The sequence below is a fragment of the Capilliphycus salinus ALCB114379 genome, from assembly GCF_047276495.1.
Taxonomy (GTDB): domain Bacteria; phylum Cyanobacteriota; class Cyanobacteriia; order Cyanobacteriales; family Microcoleaceae; genus Capilliphycus; species Capilliphycus salinus.
The window spans coordinates 1,071,167-1,090,433 of record NZ_CP178543.1; the positions used below are offsets into that span (position 1 = coordinate 1,071,167).

Genomic DNA, 19,267 nt, shown 5'->3' on the forward strand with positions numbered 1-19,267 from the left:
CCATGAACCCGCCTGCTGTCTGTTGTCAGAGGAGTTGTTGTTTCTCTGCTTCTAGAAGCCGCACTAACTCTTGATCTCCTTTGGCTCTGGCAACTTCGAGACGGTGTTCTAGACGTTTTTGAATGTTGGCCCGATGGGTTTGAGCCAGTTCGTTGGAGTGTTTGTTGGAGTTTTTGTTCATAGTGGACAGTTTTTCTTGTTTTGTTGTGTTTTTCCATTACTTTTAGTATAGCCCTTCTGGTTTGTGATGGGAGGATAGCGGATGAAAAACTTCAGATTTTGTAACTTTAGCTACAGCTTCTAGATATGATTTGTTATAAAAAAAGCCCCCAATTTGTGCGGGGGCGGGTTGAATGTAGACTTGGACTTTTGCTTATAGATTAGAAGGAACAGGGACTTCTAAACCCAAGCGTTTCATAAAGCTTTCGAGATCGAAATGCTCGGCTATCAGTTGGGTGATACACTCAACCTTACTGGGTTCGTGGACTCGGACTTGACCGAAAGCGCGATCGATAATTTCGACTGTGGTTAGGGTATCGAGATCGACACTTAACACCGGGACTTCCAAATCTTCGGCCCGGGTTAACACCATCGGATCGGGGGTGATTTGTCCGGTTAAAATCAAACAGTGGGTTGATTTTTCTAAAGCGGCTAGCTGAATATCGGTGCGATCGCCCCCAGTGACCACGGCCATATTGCGAGTGCGATCGAAGTATTTCATCGCCGCACTGACATTCATCGCCCCAACACTGAGACTTTCAACCATGACATTCAAATGATCGCCGCCGCAAAGCACCTGCGCCTGAAGTTGTTTAACCAGATCTTCAACGGTGACACTTCGCAACAGATCATTTCGAGGTAAAATCCCCAACAGGGGAATACCTTCGCGATCGAGAAAGGGCTGAATAACATTCGTAACGATTTCCTGACGTTCCCCAGGCAAATCATTTACTATAATACCCATCAGCCGATCGCCCAAGTTGGCTTTAGCAACGAGAAAACCATCAATCGCCGCCGAAGACTCGAAACGTTCAACAAGCATGACCGCAGCATCCAATTCTTCAGCCATCTGGGATAAAGATAGATCAAACAAACTGCCCTGTTGTAGCGTTCCCGGCCCTTCTAACAGAATTAAATCACCTTTTAAGGCTTCTACATCCGAAGCGATCGACTGGCGATAGTTGGTTGTATCTTCCCCTTGTAGTCTACTGTGTATGGTGCGTTCTGTGAGCATCACCAAAGGTGAACCGACCTGATCGGCTGATAGTCCCAAGGTCGTCGCCACAAACTGAACATCAGCATCAAAAGGTTCTGCGGCATTACTGATTTCGGTTCCGAGGGGTTTACCGTAAGCCACTTGAAGATTACGCGATCGCAACTGACGCGCTAACCCCAGTGCAATTGCCGATTTACCACTGAAAGGCTGCGTTGACCCAATTAATAGGTACTTGGCGGACTTAGCCACGTCATTGACTCCTCTATACGCTCAATTTCACTTTTCCCTTTGACTCAAGCCTGAGGGAATATCAAAACTTCTGATTGATTAATCTAACTCTTGAGTAAGCTTGAAAAATGCCCCGAATAAATAGGGTTTGGCTGAAAGCTTACTTATCGCTTCATCCCACGATTGAATCATCAAACTGTTACTCCTCGGAGCAAAAGCGATAACACCCAGACTGAGAACTATAGATTTTAGCTTGCTCAAATCAAAGCGCATTGCTTACTCCGGGTCAGTATCTAGGTTTGATTCTCTCGCCATCGGGTCAACTTTGCTGCCGCTGGCAATCAGCCTCACGGGATGTTAAGCCCTGCCCAAATGGGTCTTAGAGTCTTGTGGTTGTTTTGGCTGTTTTTATTGTATTTCATTAGGGAAGACCTCTGCACGACGATTGGCATTGGCGCTCCCGATTACAATCAACGAGGCTCCCACGCTTGAGGATCATTTTCCAGTAATTGAGATTATGATACACCAAACCACCTCACCAGTTTTACAGTCACCAGTCACCCTCCGGGTTCGCCAGTCGCTCTCTTGCAAACTTTGCAAGAGAGCGAAGTTCGCAAGAGAGTTATTAGAGTTGTCAGTGATCAGTTTTTCCCTGACGACTGACATCACGACTCCTGACTCCTGAACTTCTTTGGTTTTGAATTGAGTTAGTCGAGATAATGAAGTAAGCGCTTGTAGAACTCTTGAGAAAAATCAATGGTGCGATTGCGGCCAAAGTTTTGTAGCACGTCGATTAAATAGCGAATAAATTCATAGTTTGACATGGTAACTTCATAACTGAGATCGGCATTACCATCAAACTGAACCCGGCAACGAGTCAGATCGGCCGGTAGGGAAGAAACGTTCCAGGTGGCGACAAAAGGAATATCCTCACCGCTGTCAATTTTACGCGCCCCTTCCAAACTTTTTTCTTTGTAGAGGCTAATCGATAGCGGTAAATATCTGCGGCTTTTCTCGTCGTAATAAGGTTGATAGACAATAACTTCTCGCTTGTCGGCGGGTTTAAGTTGAGTGATGACTGTGGCGGAGTTTGACATTCTCACATTTCCTGCAAAAACCGATCATTTCCAATGTAGCTGACATTTGAGCGCCTGCCATAACTCCCGACTATAAAATTTCTTTCGGTGGGGTGCAACCAACATCCCTGGAGTCTGTATCCCAACAAACCCGAAGCTTAGAGAGACCAAAACCAACCGGAGATCGGTTGACAACACTAAAGGGGGATGAAAACTCAGATGACGTGTGTATTAGTTTACGCTACTGTTTAAATGAGGGATCGCAGATGCAATGACCGCACAGCTAGAAATTTGATCTGGCACTGCACAGCTTTCAAGGAGATTCCAATTCCTGGTTATTCTGACATTAAACACAAGCACCCAACCATGATGCCAAACGATTTGCTTACGACCGACTGCTCCGACTCCAAGCCTCAAAACCCCGATAAACCCGAAGAAGCTTGTGGTGTTTTCGGGATCTATGCACCCGGTCAAGATGTTGCCAAACTGACTTATTTTGGCTTGTACGCCCTTCAACACCGAGGTCAAGAATCAGCAGGAATTGCCACTTTTGAGTCAGAAAAGCTGTATTTGTACAAAGACATGGGGTTAGTGTCCCAAGTCTTTAATGAATCAATCCTCAGTGAATTAAAGGGAAATCTCGCAGTCGGTCACACTCGTTATTCGACGACCGGATCGAGTCGAGTGGTAAATGCTCAACCGGCGATCGCCAATAGCCGTCTGGGATCGGTGGCGGTGGCTCATAATGGTAATCTCGTTAATACTCCTCAATTGCGGGAGGAAATGACCCGACGCCAATATAGTTTTATCACCACTACAGATACAGAGTTAATCGCCCTGGCGATCGCTTCTGAAGTGGATTCGGGTAAAAACTGGGTCGATGGTTGTATCAGTGCTTTTAAAATGTGCGAAGGTGCATTTAGTTTAACGATTGCGACCCCAGTGGGATTAATCGGCACCCGCGATCCTCATGGAATTCGTCCTCTGGTAATTGGGACGTTAGATACCAACCCGACTCGATATGTTTTGGCGTCTGAAACTTGCGGCTTAGATATTATCGGCGCCGAATTTTTACGAGAAGTCAAACCGGGGGAAATGGTTTGGATTACCGAAGACGGGTTACAGTCTATTGAGTGGGAACAACAAGCGTCTCGGAAACTTTGTGTTTTTGAAATGATTTATTTTGCCAGACCCGATAGCATCATGGAAGGGGAAAGTCTCTACAGCTATCGAATGCGAATTGGTCGGGTTTTGGCAAAGGAGTCTTTGGTTGAGGCGGATTTGGTGATTGGGGTTCCTGACTCGGGTATTCCGGCGGCGATTGGGTTTTCCCAACAATCCAATATTCCCTACATGGAAGGATTGATCAAAAACCGGTATGTGGGTCGGACTTTTATCCAACCGACTCAGGGAATGCGAGAAGCGGGGATTCGCATGAAACTTAATCCCTTAAGAGATGTTTTGGAAGGGAAACGGGTGATCATGGTGGATGATTCGATTGTTCGAGGCACGACGAGCGGTAAAATTGTTAAGGCGTTGCGAGATGCAGGTGCGAGCGAAGTACACATGAGAATTTCATCTCCTCCCGTGACTCATCCCTGTTTCTACGGAATTGATACCGATAACCAGGATCAATTAATTGCCGCCAAGAAGTCGGTTGCAGAAATTGCTCAACATATTGGGGTGGACTCTTTGGCTTATCTGAGTTGGGAAGGAATGCTACAAGCGACCCACGAAGACCCTCAAAGCTTCTGTTCGGCTTGTTTTACCGGGAAATATCCGATTGATGTTCCAGAACCCATCAAACGCTCAAAATTGATGTTAGAGGAACCTGCAAAGGTTTAAGACAGTTATCAGTGACCAGTGAACAGGAGTCACCGAGTCAGGAGTCACCGAGTCAGGAGTCACCGAGTCAGGAGTCAGGAGAAACTGATTACTGTTAACTGTAAACACTCTCTTGCAAACTTTGCTACCGACTATTCCGCCGGGTCGCAAGTTTGCGCTGGTGACTGGTGAGCAGCGCGGTCTTGGTGGCTTCCATCAAGGAGCGACTGCGAACCCGGAGGGTGACTGGTGACTGTATACTCCGCCTCCTGTTGCAAAAACCACTAATCAATGATGGTTGTTTGATAAGAATTTTCTATCACTCTCGGATTCACTCCGGAATTCTTTGCAGATCTTGGATAGATCGATTAACGTTCCGGATGTGATGAGAGAGGAGGATGCCACCAAAAGCTCATCTAGAACCCCACTTAACGACTGAAGACCTAAAAGCCCGTTATCGACAGGCTAGGGATACCACCGAAGCTCGTCGATGGCACCTTCTTCAGCTTGTTGCTGGCGGTTGGACTATTAAACGAGCCGCTGAAGTTGTGGGTTTAAACTACGACTATTCTAAGGAAATCATTCGCCGCTATAACCGTGAAGGCCCCGGTTCGGTCAGGAACCGCAGCCGCGATCGCCAACCGCCTGTTGCTCGCTCCTTGTTAACCTTGGCGCAGCAGCAGGAACTTAAGGAGGCGTTACAAGGCCCTGCTCCTGATGGGGGTGCCTGGTCTGGTCCGAAGGTGGCCGAATGGATTGCCCAAAAAACCGGTCGCCAACACGTCTGGCCCCAACGGGGGTGGGACTATCTCAAGCGACTGGGAATCAATTGGAAAGAGCGCAAAAACACCGACAATAATGAGTGAATCTAATTTCCCCAAATTAGGTTTTGATCCACTTAATATTGCATTGGTGCATCTACTTTGCGACTCTTTAATTAGAAGGCAATCATGCAAGAGGCAAGAGGAAGTCAGAAGTCATGTAGGGGCGGGTTCAGCAATAGATTTATCATTTCCCACAGACAACTTATATAAACCCGCCCCGGAGTCGGGAGTCGGGAAAAAACTGTTAACTGAAAACTGTTTTTACTGCACGGTACTTGTTATATTATCTCCGCTTGATTAATACCTGTTATGAGTCCGGGGCGGGTTTAACTCAATCTCGGAGTGGTCCTCAAAATCAATGCGGAACCCGCCCCTACATGACGCTGATTGATTAGTCGGATCTCTTATTAACTGTTACCTGTTACCTGATAACTGTTGACTGTTCACTGTTCACTGGTCACTGGTTACTGTTCACTGTTAATCCAGATTGTACTCGCCACAAACTCGCATAAATTCCGGGGGTTTCTAACAATTTTTCGTGTCGTCCCCGTTCTACTAATTTTCCCCGATCCATAACGTAAATACAGTCAGCGTTACGAACGGTTGAAAGACGATGGGCGATCGCAATAGTTGTCCGATTTTTGGTAATTTGTTCTAGCGATCGCTGAATGGCGGCTTCTGTTTCGTTATCTACGGCAGAGGTCGCTTCATCTAATATTAATATCGGGGGATTTTTTAACACGGCTCTGGCGATCGCGATTCGCTGTCGTTGTCCGCCGGATAATTTTTGACCCCGTTCTCCTACTATTGTATCATATCCTTGGGGTAATTTTTGAATAAAATTATCGGCTTCTGCGACTTGGGCGGCTGCAATGATTTCGGGTAAGGAAGCATCAAAAGTTCCGTAGGAAATATTCTCGGCAACGGTGCCGTGAAACAGAAAAACATCCTGGCTAACCAAACCTATCGCCCGACGCAAATCTTTTAATTTTATGCGATTAATTTCAATTCCATCGAGGGTAATTATTCCCGATTGAATTTCGTAGAGTCGCAGCAAAAGTTTAACTAATGTACTTTTTCCCGAACCGGTCGCCCCAACAATTGCGATAGTTTTTCCGGCGGGAATATGCAGGGATAAATCTTCAACAACATTAACTCGATTATTGTAAGCAAAGGTAATATTTTTAATCTCAATTTCCCCTTTGACTTGATGAACCGGAAGGGGAATATCTCCCGGATGGGTTTCGATGGGTGTATCGAGTAAATTCATCACCCGGTTAACAGAAGCCATCGCCCGTTGATACTGATCGAAAGTTTCTCCGAGTCGCGTTAACGGCCATAATAAACGTTGAGTAATAAACACCAAAACGCTGTAGGTTCCCACCGCCAAACGTCCGTTTATTGCTTGCATTCCCCCCAATAATAATGTAGCAATAAATCCAAAGAAAATCAAGATTCTAATCAGCGGAACAAAGGCAGAAGATAGTTTAATTGCCCCTTTATTACTCTGGCGGTAGGCTTCGCTTTGTTCGGTTATTCGTTGGGTTTCGTAGTCTTCTGCGGTAAAACTTTTAATGGTTGTAATTCCGCTTAAATTATTCGATAACTGTCCGTTTAACCAGCCGACTCTTTCCCTGACTTCTGCATAGCGGGGGGCGAGACGTTTTTGAAAAATTAGCGAACCCCAAATAATAAAAGGCATGGGTAACATGGCAAACCAAGCCACTTCGGGGGCGAGAATAAAAAATCCGCCTCCGATTAAAATTACCGTTGTGATTACTTGGATAATTTCGTTTGCACCGAAGTCTAAAAACCGTTCTAGCTGGTTGATATCATCGTTTAAAATAGACATCAAACTTCCGGTGCTGCGTTCTTCAAAATAGGCTAATTCTAATTCTTGTAAATGGGTGTAAGCATCTAAACGAAGGTCATGTTGAATGGTTTGACCCAAGTTTCGCCACAGGAGTTCGTAGGCGTATTCAAAGCTTGATTCTAATCCCCAAATAATTAAACTTAACAGCGATAATACCCACAGTTGGGCGACTACATTTTCTATTCCCCATTGGGCGATAAATGAGTCTTGTTGGTTAACTACAACGTCAACGGCTGCACCAATTAAAACCGGGGGCGCTAAGTCAAAGAGTTTGTTTAAAATTGAACAAATTGTCGCTTTAATAATTTGCATCCGGTAAGGATGGCTGTAGCGAAGTAGGCGAGTGAGAGGATGGGCGGTTTTTGATGATTTGGGTGACAATTTTTCACCTCCGGTAGATGAGTGAACCCTAACTGTATTTGTGTTTTTTGAGGGTAACTGTACGGATACTTAAAGATGTACTCTCATTGTTATACCATTTTTTTAGAACTTATTTTGACGTCTGCCTAACCCTCTCCACCTCTGGCTAACCCTCTCCACCTCTGGCTAACCCTCTCCTACGAGGAGAGGGAAATTGTGTCCCAAAGGGACTATTTATTAGTTGGAGAGGGAAATTGTGTCCCAAAGGGACTATTTATTAGTTGGAGAGGGAAATTGTGTCCCTTATCGGACTATTTATTAATGGAGAGGGAATAGCCTCCTCCTACCCCCCTTTTTAAGGGGGGATTTAAGGGGGGATTGGGGAGGTTGGTGGGGGTAGAAAATTCCTAAAAACCGGTTTTCTTTAATAAATAGCCTCCTCCTACCCCCTTTTTTAAGGGGGGATTTAAGGGGAGATTGGGGAGGTTGGTGGGGGTAGAAAATTCCTAAAAACCGGTTTTCTTTAATAAATAGCCTCCTCCTACCCCCCTTTTTAAGGCAGGGCTGTTTCATTCTAAAATTTTGCGATCGCGAGGAGCTAAAATTGGAAGCAGTTTCACCCCTTTTTTCTTCAGAACACCTAAAATCTTAGAAAAACATAGCGATCGCCTGACTCAAACGGCTTGTTCCACTCTGATTCTTAAAGGCGGGAATTGAACAATAAAACTGGCGATCGCGCCGGATGTAAAATGATAGCAATCGCCAGTTTTTTCTTAAATTTTATCTATGGATAGTCTAATTAAAGAACTTAAAAAAGTCAAGGACTTTCGCCGCCGCCAGGGCAGAAGGCATCCATTATGGTTGGTGCTATTGATAGTAATTTTGGCAGCGATGCAGGGATACTTAGGGTATAGAGCGATGGGAGATTTTGCCAAAGCCAATCAACAGCTAATTGTTAAAAAATTTAAGATTTCATCCCCAAAAGTTCCATCTTCATCAACCATAAGACGAGTTCTGATGGGAGTAGACTGGTCAAATCTTCAGGACATTTTTAATCAATGGTCTAGTAGTCTATGTGAATCTGATGATTTGAGGGATTGGGTCTGTATTGATGGCAAAAGCTTAGGCAGCACTGTAGACAATTTTGGCAACTCTCATCAAAACTTTGTTTCATTTGTTTCCTTGTACAGTCAAGAATATCAAGTTGTATTGGGATTAAATTGCTTTGAGAACAAACGCTGTTCAGAAATTAAGCAAGTCCAAGAAATCATCGAAGATTTTCCCCTGAAGAATCAAGTATTTACTCTGGATGCTTTGCACTGCCAAAAGCAAACCGTTAAAAAAATTATTGAATCAAAAAATCACTACTTAATCACCGTCAAAAAGAATCAAAAAAAATTGTATCAAGCTCTAGAGTCTGTCGCCCACAATCAAGAGCCTTTGAGTATCAAGATAGAGCAAGATAAAAGTCATGGTCGCCAAATTCAACGCCAAGTAGCTGTCTTCAAGAGTATAGATTCCCTGAAATCTAGTTGGTATGAAATTAAAAGCTTAATCCGAGTTGAAAGATGGGGTAAAAGAGGTAAAAAGGACTATCATCAAGTCGCTTACTACATCAGTAGCGTTTGGGAAAAAGCCGATTATTTTTCTGAAAAAATAAAAGGTCATTGGCAAATTGAAAATCGCTTGCATTGGGTCAAGGATGTGATCTTCAAAGAAGATGATTCTTCTATAGCTCACTTTCAAGCACGAACGAATTTATCGATTCTTCAAACTATTGCAATTAATCTTTTTAGACTTTTAGGCTTTGTGTCAATTACAGAGGGTCAAAGATGGCTTAATAACAGGTGGTCTAGGCTTTGGATTTTGTTAGAATGAAACGGCCCTGCCCTTTTTAAGGGGGGATTTAAGGGGGGATTGGGGAGGTTGGTGGGGGTAGAAAATTCCTAAAAACCGGGTTTCTCTAAGAAACCCGGTTTTTCTGTTATATTTAATGGAACCTGAACATAGGGGTTTTTTAAGGCTTAGGAATTAATGGAACGGGCTAACAACGGTGCCGCACCCAAAAGGGTTTGGGTGTAGGGGTGTTGGGGATGTTTAAAAAGGTCTTCTGTTGAACCGATTTCTACAATTTTTCCGGCGTTCATTACGGCTATTCTATCGCATAAATATCTCGCAACCCAAAGGTCATGGGTGATGAACAAATAGGTTAAATTAAATTCTTCTTTCAGTTCTAACATTAAGGCTAAAACTTGCGATTGAACGCTGGCATCTAACATACTTACCGGTTCATCACAAATCACTAATTGGGGGCGGGTAATTAACGCCCTCGCAATAGCAACTCGCTGCTGTTGTCCGCCCGACAATTCGCCGGGATAACGTTCAAAATAAGTCGATGCCGGTGTTAATCCAACTCGTTCTAACATGGCTAATACTTGCGTTTTTGCGGCTTCTGGGGTTGCCATTTTATGAATAAAAAGCGGGTCGGAAATTGCCTGTCCGATGGTCATCATTGGGTTTAAACAGGCGAGGGGATCTTGAAAAACCATCTGCATTTGGCGGCGATAGGAACGAATTTTTTCAAGAGATAAACTTGTTAATTCTTGACCTCCAAATTCAACGCTTCCGCCCGTTGGACGAACCAACTGTAAAATACTTCGAGATAATGTACTTTTTCCACAGCCGGACTCGCCGACCAGTCCCAAGATTTCGCCGGGATACAGGTCTAAACTTACCCCGTCTACTGCTTTAATGGCTAATTTATTTTTGGTGAAAAACTGTTGAATAAAATTCGATTCTAATGTATAGTGTTGTTGGAGGTTTTTAACACTCAATAACGGTTGGGGTTTTTTCTCTAAATCGGGAGAAGTTTCCGAACTTTCTTCGACGGCTTGGAGGTGTAAAGCGGCATCTAAAAGGGATTGGGTGTATTGGTGTTGGGGCTGTTGTAAAATTTGGGAGGTTGTATTCATTTCGACCATTTTTCCACCGTACATAACCGCCATGCGATCGCAATATTCCCCGACCATTGCCAAATCGTGGGAAATTAATAAAATAGCCGTTCCCCGTTGTTCGCACAATCTCGTTAATTCTTGCAAAATTTGGGCGGAAATGGTAACATCTAAACTGGTTGTCGGTTCGTCGGCTACGATTAATTTCGGGTCGAGAAGTAACGCCAAAGCGATCGCCACCCGTTGACGCATTCCGCCGCTAAATTCGTGGGGATATTGCGACCAACGACTCGCCGGAATTTTCACCGATTCTAATGTTTCAATCGCTTTTTCTTTGGCTTGCAAGCGAGAAAGTTGGGGTTGATGGGCGTTCAAGGTTTCGATACAATGATCGCCAATAGTCATCAAGGGATCAAGACGGGTCATCGGGTCCTGAAACACCAACGCCACCGCTTCGCCGCGAAACTTTCTCAACTGTCCGGGGTTCATTTCAAACACCGACTTTCCCGCAAAGGTGACTCGCCCTTCGATTTTTGTGGGGTCTGGAAGCAACCGCATCGCCGCCCTTCCGAGGGTTGATTTTCCGCAACCGGACTCCCCCACCAACCCCAACTTTTCTCCGGGTTTGAGGGTAAAAGAAACGTCATCAACCGCCCAAGTTACGGTATCGCTGCGACTGGGGTAGGCGACTCGGAGATGTTCGACGCAAAAAAGAGGATCGGACATGGGGAATGGCAGGTTAAAATTCATTTATTGATTTATCACGCTTCGGGGAAAATTGACAATAGGTTCAAAAGAAATAGGATTGAGAAGTTGTCAAAAACTCTTCATTTTAAATAGCCAGCGAACGGGGTACTTTTGATAAAAAGTGAGAAAAAAACTAATCTGTAAATGGATTTAAAAGTTGAATATCGCAATCTTGAAAATCGTGAATATTGCGTGTAGCTAACGTCAATTGATGAACGTTTGCTGTTGCTGCAATTAGCATATCGGCTTGGGTTCTCTGTTGACCTTGAGTTCTGAGTTTTCCTCGCAACTCACCCGCCATTTTTGCAATTTCATCGGTTATGGGTAGAATATCACAATACATTTCTAGAAATTGATCGAACCAAGTTTTAATTCTAGAATTGGGTTTTGAAGCCAAACCGTAATAAATTTCTTCGAGGGTAATCACGCTGAGTTTAATTGAATAAATCTGACGACTCCAGTTCAAAACACCCGGATTGGGTTGGGGTCGCGCAAGTTCACTAATAATGTTTGTATCACAAAGATAACTCATTGAGATCAATGAATAAATGGATCGGGACGATCAAGGCGTTTGGGAGTTTCTAGAGTATAATTTTCTTCAGCACAAATTTGATGGAGAGTTGCAAAAGCATCCCCTACAGATTGTTGTTTTTCTTGTTGATTCCAATTGATAAATTTTTGGAAAGTTTCAATTTCAATAACAGCAGCGACGACTTTTCCTTGATCGTCAGTAATTAGCTGTGGATTTTCACGGACGGCTTGAATAAGTTGAACAAATTTTTTTTGGGCTTCTGTTAGATTCCATGTGGCTGAGTCATTCATAGAAAACGCGGTTGATTTTTGTTGGTTTACATTTAATTTTAGCATGAGTTTAGCACGGATTTAACGGGTGCGGCCTATTTATTTTGGGGTTTGATAAAAAATTGGAGTTCTCGGAAAAATTTATGAACTCAAATCATACAAACTAACGAAAGCGCCTTTTTGTTTGTAGATATCAACTTGGCGACCAATTTGATTGAGATAAGATAATAGGGTTTCTTCTTCGGAGTCATCAACTCTAAAGATTATCCAAACTCGTTTTTGACCTCGGAAGGGTTCAAATTCTTGTTGATATCGTTGCCATTCTGCGGGTAAAATTTCGCCTTCGTCGGGGAGTTCGTAGGTTCCCAAAATATAATCGGTTTGAGAATAGCCGAGTTTTGGCGCATAATATTTCATGTGACTCATACCTTTGAAATAGACATAAATTTTATCGCCCGGTTGTTGATTGGATTTAACATATTCGAGAATCGGTCTAAATTCTTGTTTGAGTTCGGGTTTAAAAATGATAGAGGTTGAATTTGTAATCGGATGAATCAATAACGCAACCAAGACAAATATACCGAATCGTTTTACCCATTTTTTGGGTTGGGTTGTTTGAGGTTGGGTTGTTTGAGAAATTAGAAAAATAACGCCCTCGGCAATTAAAATCAGAAAAAACGGCACCAGGAATAAAATTAAACGTTCTCGAAAGGGATATTTATGGAGATAACTGGCGATTAAAGTGGTAATAACGGGCGCAGTTAAACTCATAAATATAATCCGATTTCGCCGATAACAGGCGACACAACCGACAATAAACGCCAATATCGCCACGCCGTCTATTATTCCGATAAAACCCAATGGTCTATAGAAAAATCGCCCCAACGCATCGAGTAACCAAAGGATATCCAAAATCGATTGAGGATATCTGGCTTTCCAAGAGTCAACGAGATTATCGTTATTTAAGGTATTGCTAATCGTGAGAAAATACAGACAGCCAAAACTAAAAAGCCAAGTTAGATAAATGGGGATTCTGTTGAATAATAGGGCTTTTCGCTGTTGCTTGGGTGTAGTAATTAGATAAGCCAGTTCCAGTCCTCCCAGGGTAAAAATTGCCGGATGAGAAATCCAAATGGCGATTCCTCCAATAACAAAAAAAACTATAATTTGTCGTTTGTTGAGAATTTTATAGCGAACTGGAACGAGTAACAAACTCAGCAATAAAGCAATCATAATATCGCTAGAATATTGCTTAAGTTCAGTGCCATAATAAACGATATAGGGTAAACTGGAAAAAAGAGCGATGGCGATAGGTGCGGCCCATCTGGAGGCGTAACGTTCGGCGAATATAAATAACGCCAACAAAGAGACAATTCCCGCCAAAAAGGGAAACAATCTCAGCGCATATTCGGTATTGCCAAAAACTTGAATGGATAGTTTTTCAATCCACAAAAAACCGGGGGGTGCGGCTTGGTTGTTCTCCAGGGGACTGAGTAACTGGAGATAGGAACGGTTAACGATGTTTAACGCTAAGTTAGCTTCATCAAACCACAAAGAGCGATTATTGAGATATTGAACCAGACGCACCAAGACACCGAAAATAACAAATCCGATAGACAAAGTTGTGGATTTGTTAAAATGGTACAGAGATTTCATTCGTCTATGCTATTATTTGTCTAATAAAGACTTACAATAGCCTATCAGGGTAGCAACACGCGATCGCATTTGAGTTTGCCGAGTTTGCAGGGTTGCAGTCTGACGAGAGGTTTGTAGAAACCGAAAATCCATTTCTAAAAGTCGCATCTGTTTGTGGATTTCTGTTAAATAGGATTGTAGAGGTGAAACCAGCGAGGGAGATACATCCCCATCCCCCAACTGAAGGATATTCTCTAAAAGCTGTTGGGCTTGTCTGAAAGCAGCAGTCAGGGTAACTTTATCCAGATTCGCCTCTGTTAACTGATTTTGTAGGTGTTCGAGGGTCTGTTGCAGTTGAGCGATCGCTTGACGATGCCGTTCAGGTAACATAATGTTAAGAAATTCGTATATACTGTCAATATTAACCAAAGCTTAAAGCTTTAGAATCTTAAGATTAGGCAAATTCCGCTTACAACCCCCCAGAGACGAAAGCCGGATTCGGTAAAGTCTTGAGGGTTGACAATCCCCATCCAACGCTCGATTCGGTGAGTTAGCATCAAGCAAGAACAGTGGTGTGGTTATACCAAGTTCGCGCTACTCAAATCTACTGACTCACCAAAAAAAAGATGAAGAAAGAGTTATCAGTACCACTGAGAGAAATGAAAACTCTCCCAGTTTGTCAGACCGGGGAAACGGGGATACACAGAGTCAATATCAGTCCACTATGGAGAACTGATTAGAGACCGCTGACAACGGGTAACTTCATCCTATCATCACTTCCCTTACCCTCACCGGGTGAGACAGCGATTTGATACTTGTTATGATTCGTAGGGAAAAACTGCTCTAAACTTCAATATTTGCGGATGTTGCTTTGTTCATGCTCGACCCGCAAACCAAAAAGCAACTCAGCTATTGTTGTACTTGAAATTCAACAAATTGCAAGCTCGGAGCAACTGAGTAGAACTTCTACTTCCCTATTATTTTCCCTCAAAAAAGCAAGATAAACGTCGCTTGTCGGCCGTGAATTTTTATCTGTAATTCTTAGGTTTAACTGCCATGAACACTCGCACTCTAACAACCCCAATCAACTACGACTGCAACATTCCCGACTGGTTACAACAGTGTTTGCATCAATATCACAATCATAATACTTGTTCGGATCAATCTTGTCCCGATAGTGAGATTGTTTGCAAAGCGTTTGAATTTGCCTATAAATTACACGAGGGACAGTATCGCAAATCCGGAGAACCTTATATAAATCATCCGATTGCGGTGGCGGGATTATTGCGGTATTTAGGCAGTGAAGGGACGGTAGTTGCTGCCGGATTTTTGCATGATGTGATCGAAGATACGGAAGTTACACCCGACGAACTTGAAAGTCATTTTGGTTCGGAAGTTAGACAGCTTGTAGAAGGGGTAACTAAACTCTCAAAATTCAATTTTTCTAACAAAACCGAACGCCAAGCCGAAAATTTTCGCCGAATGTTTTTGGCAATGGCAAAAGATATCCGGGTGATTGTGGTTAAATTAGCAGACCGACTGCATAATATGAGAACCCTGGAGTTTTTACCCGATCACAAACGTCGGAGTATTGCTCTAGAAACCCGAGAAATTTTTGCCCCTCTAGCCCACCGTTTGGGGATTGGTCGCTTTAAATGGGAGTTAGAAGATTTATCCTTCAAATATTTAGAACCCGAGGCTTATCGAGAGATTCAAACTTTAGTGGCAGATAAGCGAAATATTCGCGAAGAAAAGTTAGCCGAAGTCGCGGATTCATTGAGAACTAGACTCGAACAAGCGGGGATCAAATCCTATGAAGTTTCCGGGCGACCCAAGCATCTTTACGGCATTTATCGTAAAATGCACCACCGTCAAAAGCAATTTCACGAGATTTATGACTTGGCAGCCCTGCGGGTAATTGTGGAAACAAAAGAAGAATGTTATCGCACTTTAGCCATTGTTCACGATGCTTTTCGCCCGATTCCGGGTCGGTTTAAAGATTATATTGGATTGCCCAAACCGAACCGCTATCAATCACTACATACGGGCGTGATCGGCAGTACAGGACGTCCGGTAGAAGTGCAAATTCGCACGGTAGAAATGCACCATATTGCTGAATACGGGATCGCCGCCCATTGGAAGTATAAAGAAACGGGCGGTTCGAGTTATACCAAGATGAGTAATGCGGATGATAAGTTTACTTGGTTGCGGCAATTATTAGAATGGCAAAATGATCTTAAAGATGCCAATGAGTATTTAGAGAGTGTCAAGAATAATTTATTCGATGAAGATGTCTATGTATTTACGCCCGAAGGCGATGTAATTGTACTTTGTCAAGGGGCGACAATGGTGGATTTTGCCTATCGAATACATACCGAAATTGGCAACCATTGCAAAGGGGCGAAAGTTAACGATCGCATTGTTCCTCTCGATACGGTATTGAAGAATGGAGATATTGTTGAAATTCTCACTCAAAAAAGTTCTCATCCGAGTTTAGATTGGCTGAATTTTGTTAAAACTAGCACGGCGAAAAACCGAATTCGTCAGTGGTACAAGCGATCGCATCGGGAAGAAAATATTGACCGAGGTCGCAGTTTACTTGAAAAAGAAATGGGTAAAAATGGCTTTGAGTCTTTGCTAAAATCCGAAGCCATGCAAGCCGTTGTTCAACGATGTAATTATCACAGTGTTGATGATTTATTAGCCGCTATGGGATACGGTGAAGTCACTTTAAATCAAGTGGTTAATCGACTCCGAGATGCGGTTAAAGGGAACAGTCACATTGAGGAAGCGTCTCTAAAAGAATCCCAGACCAATCTTCAACTGGCGAACATGATTCCTCCCACCTGTCCGGCGTCTTCTTTGAGTAAATCGCCGATTGCGGGAGTTGAGGGGTTATTATATGGAATTGCGGGGTGTTGTAGTCCGATTCCCGGCGAACCGATTATTGGGGTGGTAACTCGAACCCGAGGAATTTCTATTCACCGACAGGGTTGTGAAAATGTTAATAAAGCTTCTGGCGATCGCTTAATTCCGGTTAGCTGGAATCCGGTTACAGCGAATGGAACTCGTCCTCAAACTTATCGGGTGAAAATTCAAATCGAAGTGTTCGATCGCGTTGGTGTTTTGAATGATATTTTATCCCGATTAAAAGATAATAACGTCAATGTTTGTAGCGCCCAAGTGAAAACGTTCCGAGATTCACCGGCACTGATCGAATTGGGGATAGAAATTTGCGATCGCGATCAACTCGAACACACCTGTGTTCAGATTAAAAATATCAGCGATGTGTTGAACCTGCGACGTGTGAATAAGGTCTTGAAAAAGGCTTAATTTATCCCCCTATATCCCCCTTAAAAAGTGGGACTTTCAATCCAAAGTTCCTAACCTCCTATCCTGGCTTTTATCCCCCCTAGCCCCCCTTTGTAAGGCAGGGCCGTTTCGTTCTAGCCCTAAAACTTGATTTGTGGGGAGGTGGGGAGGTAGGGAGGTAGGGAGATTGGGAGAATTTTTATTAATAAAAAGTTATTTTTCATCAGAAAAAAGACCTCTCCCCACCACCCCATCCCCCCATCCCCCCATCCCCCCCCGGCAATTTTTAACTGAGAATGAAACAGCCCTGCCCTTTGTAAGGGGGGAAAAGAAGCCGGGATATTATTCTAGAAACCTGGTTTCATAAAAGTTACCGGGTTTCTACTGAATTGGCTTGAGTCTGGTATAGTCAATTTTAATGCAGCGATCCATAATCAAATTTAAGCCGGCATTTTCAGCAATTTGGGCCGCTTTTGCATCGATAACCCCCAATTGTCCCCAAACAGTTTTCGCCTCAACTGCGATCGCTTCCGAGACAATTTCTGATAAAAATTCCGGGCGACGAAACACATTAACAATATCAATTCTTTCCGGTATTTCTGTTAAACTCCGATAACAAGGTTGACCGTCAATTTCCGTTACCGTTGGGTTAACCGGATAAACTCGATAACCGACATTGCGTAAAAACTGGCCAATTTGATAACTGGTTCGCGAGGGTTTATCAGAATGACCTACAACCGCAATCACTTGAGCGTTGCTGAGAATCTCGGCGATGATTTTATCCTCTAGATTGAAGTTTACCATGAGACGGCGCGAGTGGGAAAACTAATCTCTAGTTTATCTTTATCTATTGGCACTTTTTGGAAAACTAGATTATCTTAGGCTTTGGTAATATTTAAAATTCTTAATCGCAGTGTTTGATTCCGCTTATCCCAGTCGCTCTGTTTCTCGTTCTCCCTACGATGGTTGGTCTTTAGATGAACGCGATCCCGATTATATTAACGCTTTAATGCCCGTTTGGGAATGGTTTTATCGGTACTATTTTCGCGTGGAAACAGACGGTTGGCACCATGTCCCCTCAGAGGATAAATTTCTGATCGTCGGTTCCCACAATGGCGGTTTAGCCTCACCGGATATGCACATGAGTTTATATGACTGGTTTCGGCGTTTTGGAACCGATCGCTTATTATATGGGTTGATGCACCCGAATATGTGGAAAGCGGCGCCGGGAGTGGCGAGTCAGGCGATCAAATGCGGTGCCGTGATCGCCCATCCGCGAATGGCGATCGCCGCTTTTAAACGCAATGCAGCAGTCGCCGTTTATCCGGGAGGAGGCGAAGACGTTTTTCGTCCCCATTCCATGCGAAATCAAATTTATTTTGCTGGACGTAAAGGCTTTATCAAACTGGCTTTAAGAGAAGAAGTTCCCATTGTTCCCCTCATTTCTTGGGGCGCCCACGATACTTTAATTGTCTTAGGAGATTTTTACAAACAGGCCAAACAATTGCACGAGTGGGGAATGCCTTGGTTATTGGGTATTGACCCCAAAGTGTTTCCCATTTATCTGGGTCTTCCTTGGGGAATTAGCATCGGGCCGTTGCCGAATTTTCCTCTACCTGCTCAAATTTATACCCGGGTTTGTGCGCCCATTTACTTTGAACGCTATGGCCGGAAAGCCGCTCTAGATCACGATTATGTCGAGACTTGTTATGAGCAGGTTAAAACCCAAATGCAGCAAGAACTTAACGGTTTAGTGGCATCGGTTGAAGCCCGAAACCGTTGATAGTATTAAATTAGTCTTAATGCCCCGTTTTGTCTGATTTGTTTAACTTTTTTTAATCTTTTTTGAGGATTAACCTTAAAGTATCTTCACGAAAAAAATTGCTCGTTTTTGGAGAAACCTGTGATAAGATGCTCTATAAAATCAGGAAAATCTACAGAAGTTATACTCGGGGATCAATGAAATATGCCGAAAGAAGGATTTAAAGGAGATCTCGTTGATGAGAAGCTATAAGGATAAGTAGAACAAGATTTATCCTTCTTTTCTGTGACTCTAGAATTGTAGGAATCATAGGGAGTCACCCCTGGTTACATCTCCACAGCCTGAGATCGGTAATCAATTGAACCTCACTTAAAAACCTCTACTCAATCACACAGTTGGTGTTTAAAATGACTACAAAACAAAAATCAATTCAAACCGTAACTAAACAAGCCGTTCACTGTCCGAATTGTGGCGCTTTGGCTGAACGTTGGCACTATAGCGATCGTACTAAAACAGAATGTTCGGTTTGCGACTATTTGATGGTAACTTGTCCGCAAACGGGAAATGTGATCGAAGCACAAGCACCCGGTCTTTATGCGGGAAAATTACAGCCCGTCAAATCCGTTCTTGTGGGTGTAAAATAGCCTCTGGGCAAGTG

Annotated in this window: 16 protein-coding genes; 6 read left to right on the forward strand and 10 right to left on the reverse strand. The window is 43.4% G+C overall.

From position 1 onward, the window contains the following. Window positions 1-25: 25 nt before the first annotated feature. The 3 genes from ACL6C3_RS04545 to ebsA all read right to left on the reverse strand — a co-directional run bounded on the left by ACL6C3_RS04545 (window position 26) and on the right by ebsA (window position 2,541). Entirely contained in the window at window positions 26-181 is a 156-nt protein-coding gene (locus tag ACL6C3_RS04545) for a hypothetical protein (RefSeq protein ID WP_413165729.1), read from the reverse strand. Between the two features lie 192 nt (window positions 182-373). After that, the gene (locus ACL6C3_RS04550) at window positions 374-1,465 is read right to left on the reverse strand and encodes a phosphotransacetylase family protein (RefSeq protein WP_413165730.1); all 1,092 of its coding nucleotides are present in this window, start codon (window positions 1,463-1,465) and stop codon (window positions 374-376) included. A 686-nt stretch (window positions 1,466-2,151) separates the two neighbouring features. Beyond that, window positions 2,152-2,541, reverse strand: a complete 390-nt coding sequence (gene ebsA / locus ACL6C3_RS04555) for a type IV pilus biogenesis protein EbsA (protein ID WP_413165732.1) — start codon at window positions 2,539-2,541, stop codon at window positions 2,152-2,154. 345 nt (window positions 2,542-2,886) lie between these two features. On the opposite strand from ebsA, the gene purF reads away from it, so the two are divergent. Together purF and ACL6C3_RS04565 are read left to right on the forward strand one after the other, a co-directional pair. Further along, window positions 2,887-4,365 carry an amidophosphoribosyltransferase gene (gene purF, locus ACL6C3_RS04560; RefSeq protein WP_413165734.1) on the forward strand — a complete coding sequence of 493 codons (1,479 nt, stop codon included), beginning with the start codon at window positions 2,887-2,889 and terminating at the stop codon, window positions 4,363-4,365. 377 nt (window positions 4,366-4,742) lie between these two features. After that, window positions 4,743-5,210 (forward strand): helix-turn-helix domain-containing protein, encoded by a 468-nt coding sequence (locus ACL6C3_RS04565; RefSeq protein ID WP_413165736.1) that lies wholly within the window; start codon window positions 4,743-4,745, stop codon window positions 5,208-5,210. 415 nt (window positions 5,211-5,625) lie between these two features. On the opposite strand, the gene ACL6C3_RS04570 is transcribed toward ACL6C3_RS04565, so the two are convergent. Then, on the reverse strand, window positions 5,626-7,353 hold the full coding sequence (locus tag ACL6C3_RS04570) for an ABC transporter ATP-binding protein (RefSeq protein ID WP_413168259.1): 1,728 nt from the start codon (window positions 7,351-7,353) through the stop codon (window positions 5,626-5,628). Between the two features lie 834 nt (window positions 7,354-8,187). Here ACL6C3_RS04570 and ACL6C3_RS04575 point away from each other — a divergent pair. Next, entirely contained in the window at window positions 8,188-9,279 is a 1,092-nt protein-coding gene (locus ACL6C3_RS04575) for an ISAs1 family transposase (RefSeq protein ID WP_413160293.1), read from the forward strand. 146 nt (window positions 9,280-9,425) lie between these two features. On the opposite strand, the gene ACL6C3_RS04580 is transcribed toward ACL6C3_RS04575, so the two are convergent. From ACL6C3_RS04580 to patD, 5 genes are all read right to left on the reverse strand, one after another. Further along, window positions 9,426-11,078 carry a dipeptide ABC transporter ATP-binding protein gene (locus ACL6C3_RS04580; protein ID WP_413165738.1) on the reverse strand — a complete coding sequence of 551 codons (1,653 nt, stop codon included), beginning with the start codon at window positions 11,076-11,078 and terminating at the stop codon, window positions 9,426-9,428. A gap of 154 nt (window positions 11,079-11,232) precedes the next feature. Beyond that, a complete protein-coding gene (locus ACL6C3_RS04585) occupies window positions 11,233-11,631 on the reverse strand; it encodes a type II toxin-antitoxin system VapC family toxin (protein ID WP_413165739.1) in 399 nt (132 codons plus the stop codon). Window positions 11,632-11,636: 5 nt separating this feature from the next. Then, complete coding sequence (locus ACL6C3_RS04590) at window positions 11,637-11,921, reverse strand: prevent-host-death protein (RefSeq protein WP_413165741.1); 285 nt, start codon at window positions 11,919-11,921, stop codon at window positions 11,637-11,639. A 120-nt stretch (window positions 11,922-12,041) separates the two neighbouring features. After that, window positions 12,042-13,556 (reverse strand): glycosyltransferase family 39 protein, encoded by a 1,515-nt coding sequence (locus ACL6C3_RS04595; RefSeq protein ID WP_413165743.1) that lies wholly within the window; start codon window positions 13,554-13,556, stop codon window positions 12,042-12,044. A 12-nt stretch (window positions 13,557-13,568) separates the two neighbouring features. Further along, window positions 13,569-13,925, reverse strand: coding sequence for a heterocyst frequency control protein PatD (gene patD, locus ACL6C3_RS04600; protein WP_413165745.1), 357 nt, complete (start codon window positions 13,923-13,925; stop codon window positions 13,569-13,571). A gap of 666 nt (window positions 13,926-14,591) precedes the next feature. Between patD and ACL6C3_RS04605 the strand changes: the two genes are divergently transcribed. After that, complete coding sequence (locus tag ACL6C3_RS04605) at window positions 14,592-16,868, forward strand: RelA/SpoT family protein (protein WP_413165746.1); 2,277 nt, start codon at window positions 14,592-14,594, stop codon at window positions 16,866-16,868. Window positions 16,869-17,228: 360 nt separating this feature from the next. On the opposite strand, the gene ACL6C3_RS04610 is transcribed toward ACL6C3_RS04605, so the two are convergent. After that, window positions 17,229-17,651: a CoA-binding protein gene (locus ACL6C3_RS04610; protein WP_413165747.1), complete on the reverse strand. Its 423-nt coding sequence runs from the start codon at window positions 17,649-17,651 to the stop codon at window positions 17,229-17,231. A gap of 109 nt (window positions 17,652-17,760) precedes the next feature. On the opposite strand from ACL6C3_RS04610, the gene ACL6C3_RS04615 reads away from it, so the two are divergent. Then, complete coding sequence (locus ACL6C3_RS04615) at window positions 17,761-18,630, forward strand: glycerol acyltransferase (RefSeq protein ID WP_413165749.1); 870 nt, start codon at window positions 17,761-17,763, stop codon at window positions 18,628-18,630. Between the two features lie 386 nt (window positions 18,631-19,016). Next, entirely contained in the window at window positions 19,017-19,253 is a 237-nt protein-coding gene (locus ACL6C3_RS04620) for a pyruvate formate lyase-activating protein (protein WP_413165751.1), read from the forward strand. Window positions 19,254-19,267 lie beyond the last annotated feature (14 nt).

Excerpts from the sequence above, each read along its gene's own strand:
- ACL6C3_RS04545 (WP_413165729.1), bottom strand. The coding sequence starts at position 181 with ATGAACAAAAACTCCAACAAACACTCCAACGAACTGGCTCAAACCCAT.
- ebsA (WP_413165732.1), bottom strand. The coding sequence starts at position 2,541 with ATGTCAAACTCCGCCACAGTCATCACTCAACTTAAACCCGCCGACAAG.
- purF (WP_413165734.1), top strand. The coding sequence starts at position 2,887 with ATGATGCCAAACGATTTGCTTACGACCGACTGCTCCGACTCCAAGCCT.
- ACL6C3_RS04565 (WP_413165736.1), top strand. The coding sequence starts at position 4,743 with ATGCCACCAAAAGCTCATCTAGAACCCCACTTAACGACTGAAGACCTA.
- ACL6C3_RS04570 (WP_413168259.1), bottom strand. The coding sequence starts at position 7,353 with ATGCAAATTATTAAAGCGACAATTTGTTCAATTTTAAACAAACTCTTT.
- ACL6C3_RS04575 (WP_413160293.1), top strand. The coding sequence starts at position 8,188 with ATGGATAGTCTAATTAAAGAACTTAAAAAAGTCAAGGACTTTCGCCGC.
- ACL6C3_RS04580 (WP_413165738.1), bottom strand. The coding sequence starts at position 11,078 with ATGTCCGATCCTCTTTTTTGCGTCGAACATCTCCGAGTCGCCTACCCC.
- ACL6C3_RS04585 (WP_413165739.1), bottom strand. The coding sequence starts at position 11,631 with ATGAGTTATCTTTGTGATACAAACATTATTAGTGAACTTGCGCGACCC.
- ACL6C3_RS04590 (WP_413165741.1), bottom strand. The coding sequence starts at position 11,921 with ATGAATGACTCAGCCACATGGAATCTAACAGAAGCCCAAAAAAAATTT.
- ACL6C3_RS04595 (WP_413165743.1), bottom strand. The coding sequence starts at position 13,556 with ATGAAATCTCTGTACCATTTTAACAAATCCACAACTTTGTCTATCGGA.
- patD (WP_413165745.1), bottom strand. The coding sequence starts at position 13,925 with ATGTTACCTGAACGGCATCGTCAAGCGATCGCTCAACTGCAACAGACC.
- ACL6C3_RS04605 (WP_413165746.1), top strand. The coding sequence starts at position 14,592 with ATGAACACTCGCACTCTAACAACCCCAATCAACTACGACTGCAACATT.
- ACL6C3_RS04610 (WP_413165747.1), bottom strand. The coding sequence starts at position 17,651 with ATGGTAAACTTCAATCTAGAGGATAAAATCATCGCCGAGATTCTCAGC.
- ACL6C3_RS04620 (WP_413165751.1), top strand. The coding sequence starts at position 19,017 with ATGACTACAAAACAAAAATCAATTCAAACCGTAACTAAACAAGCCGTT.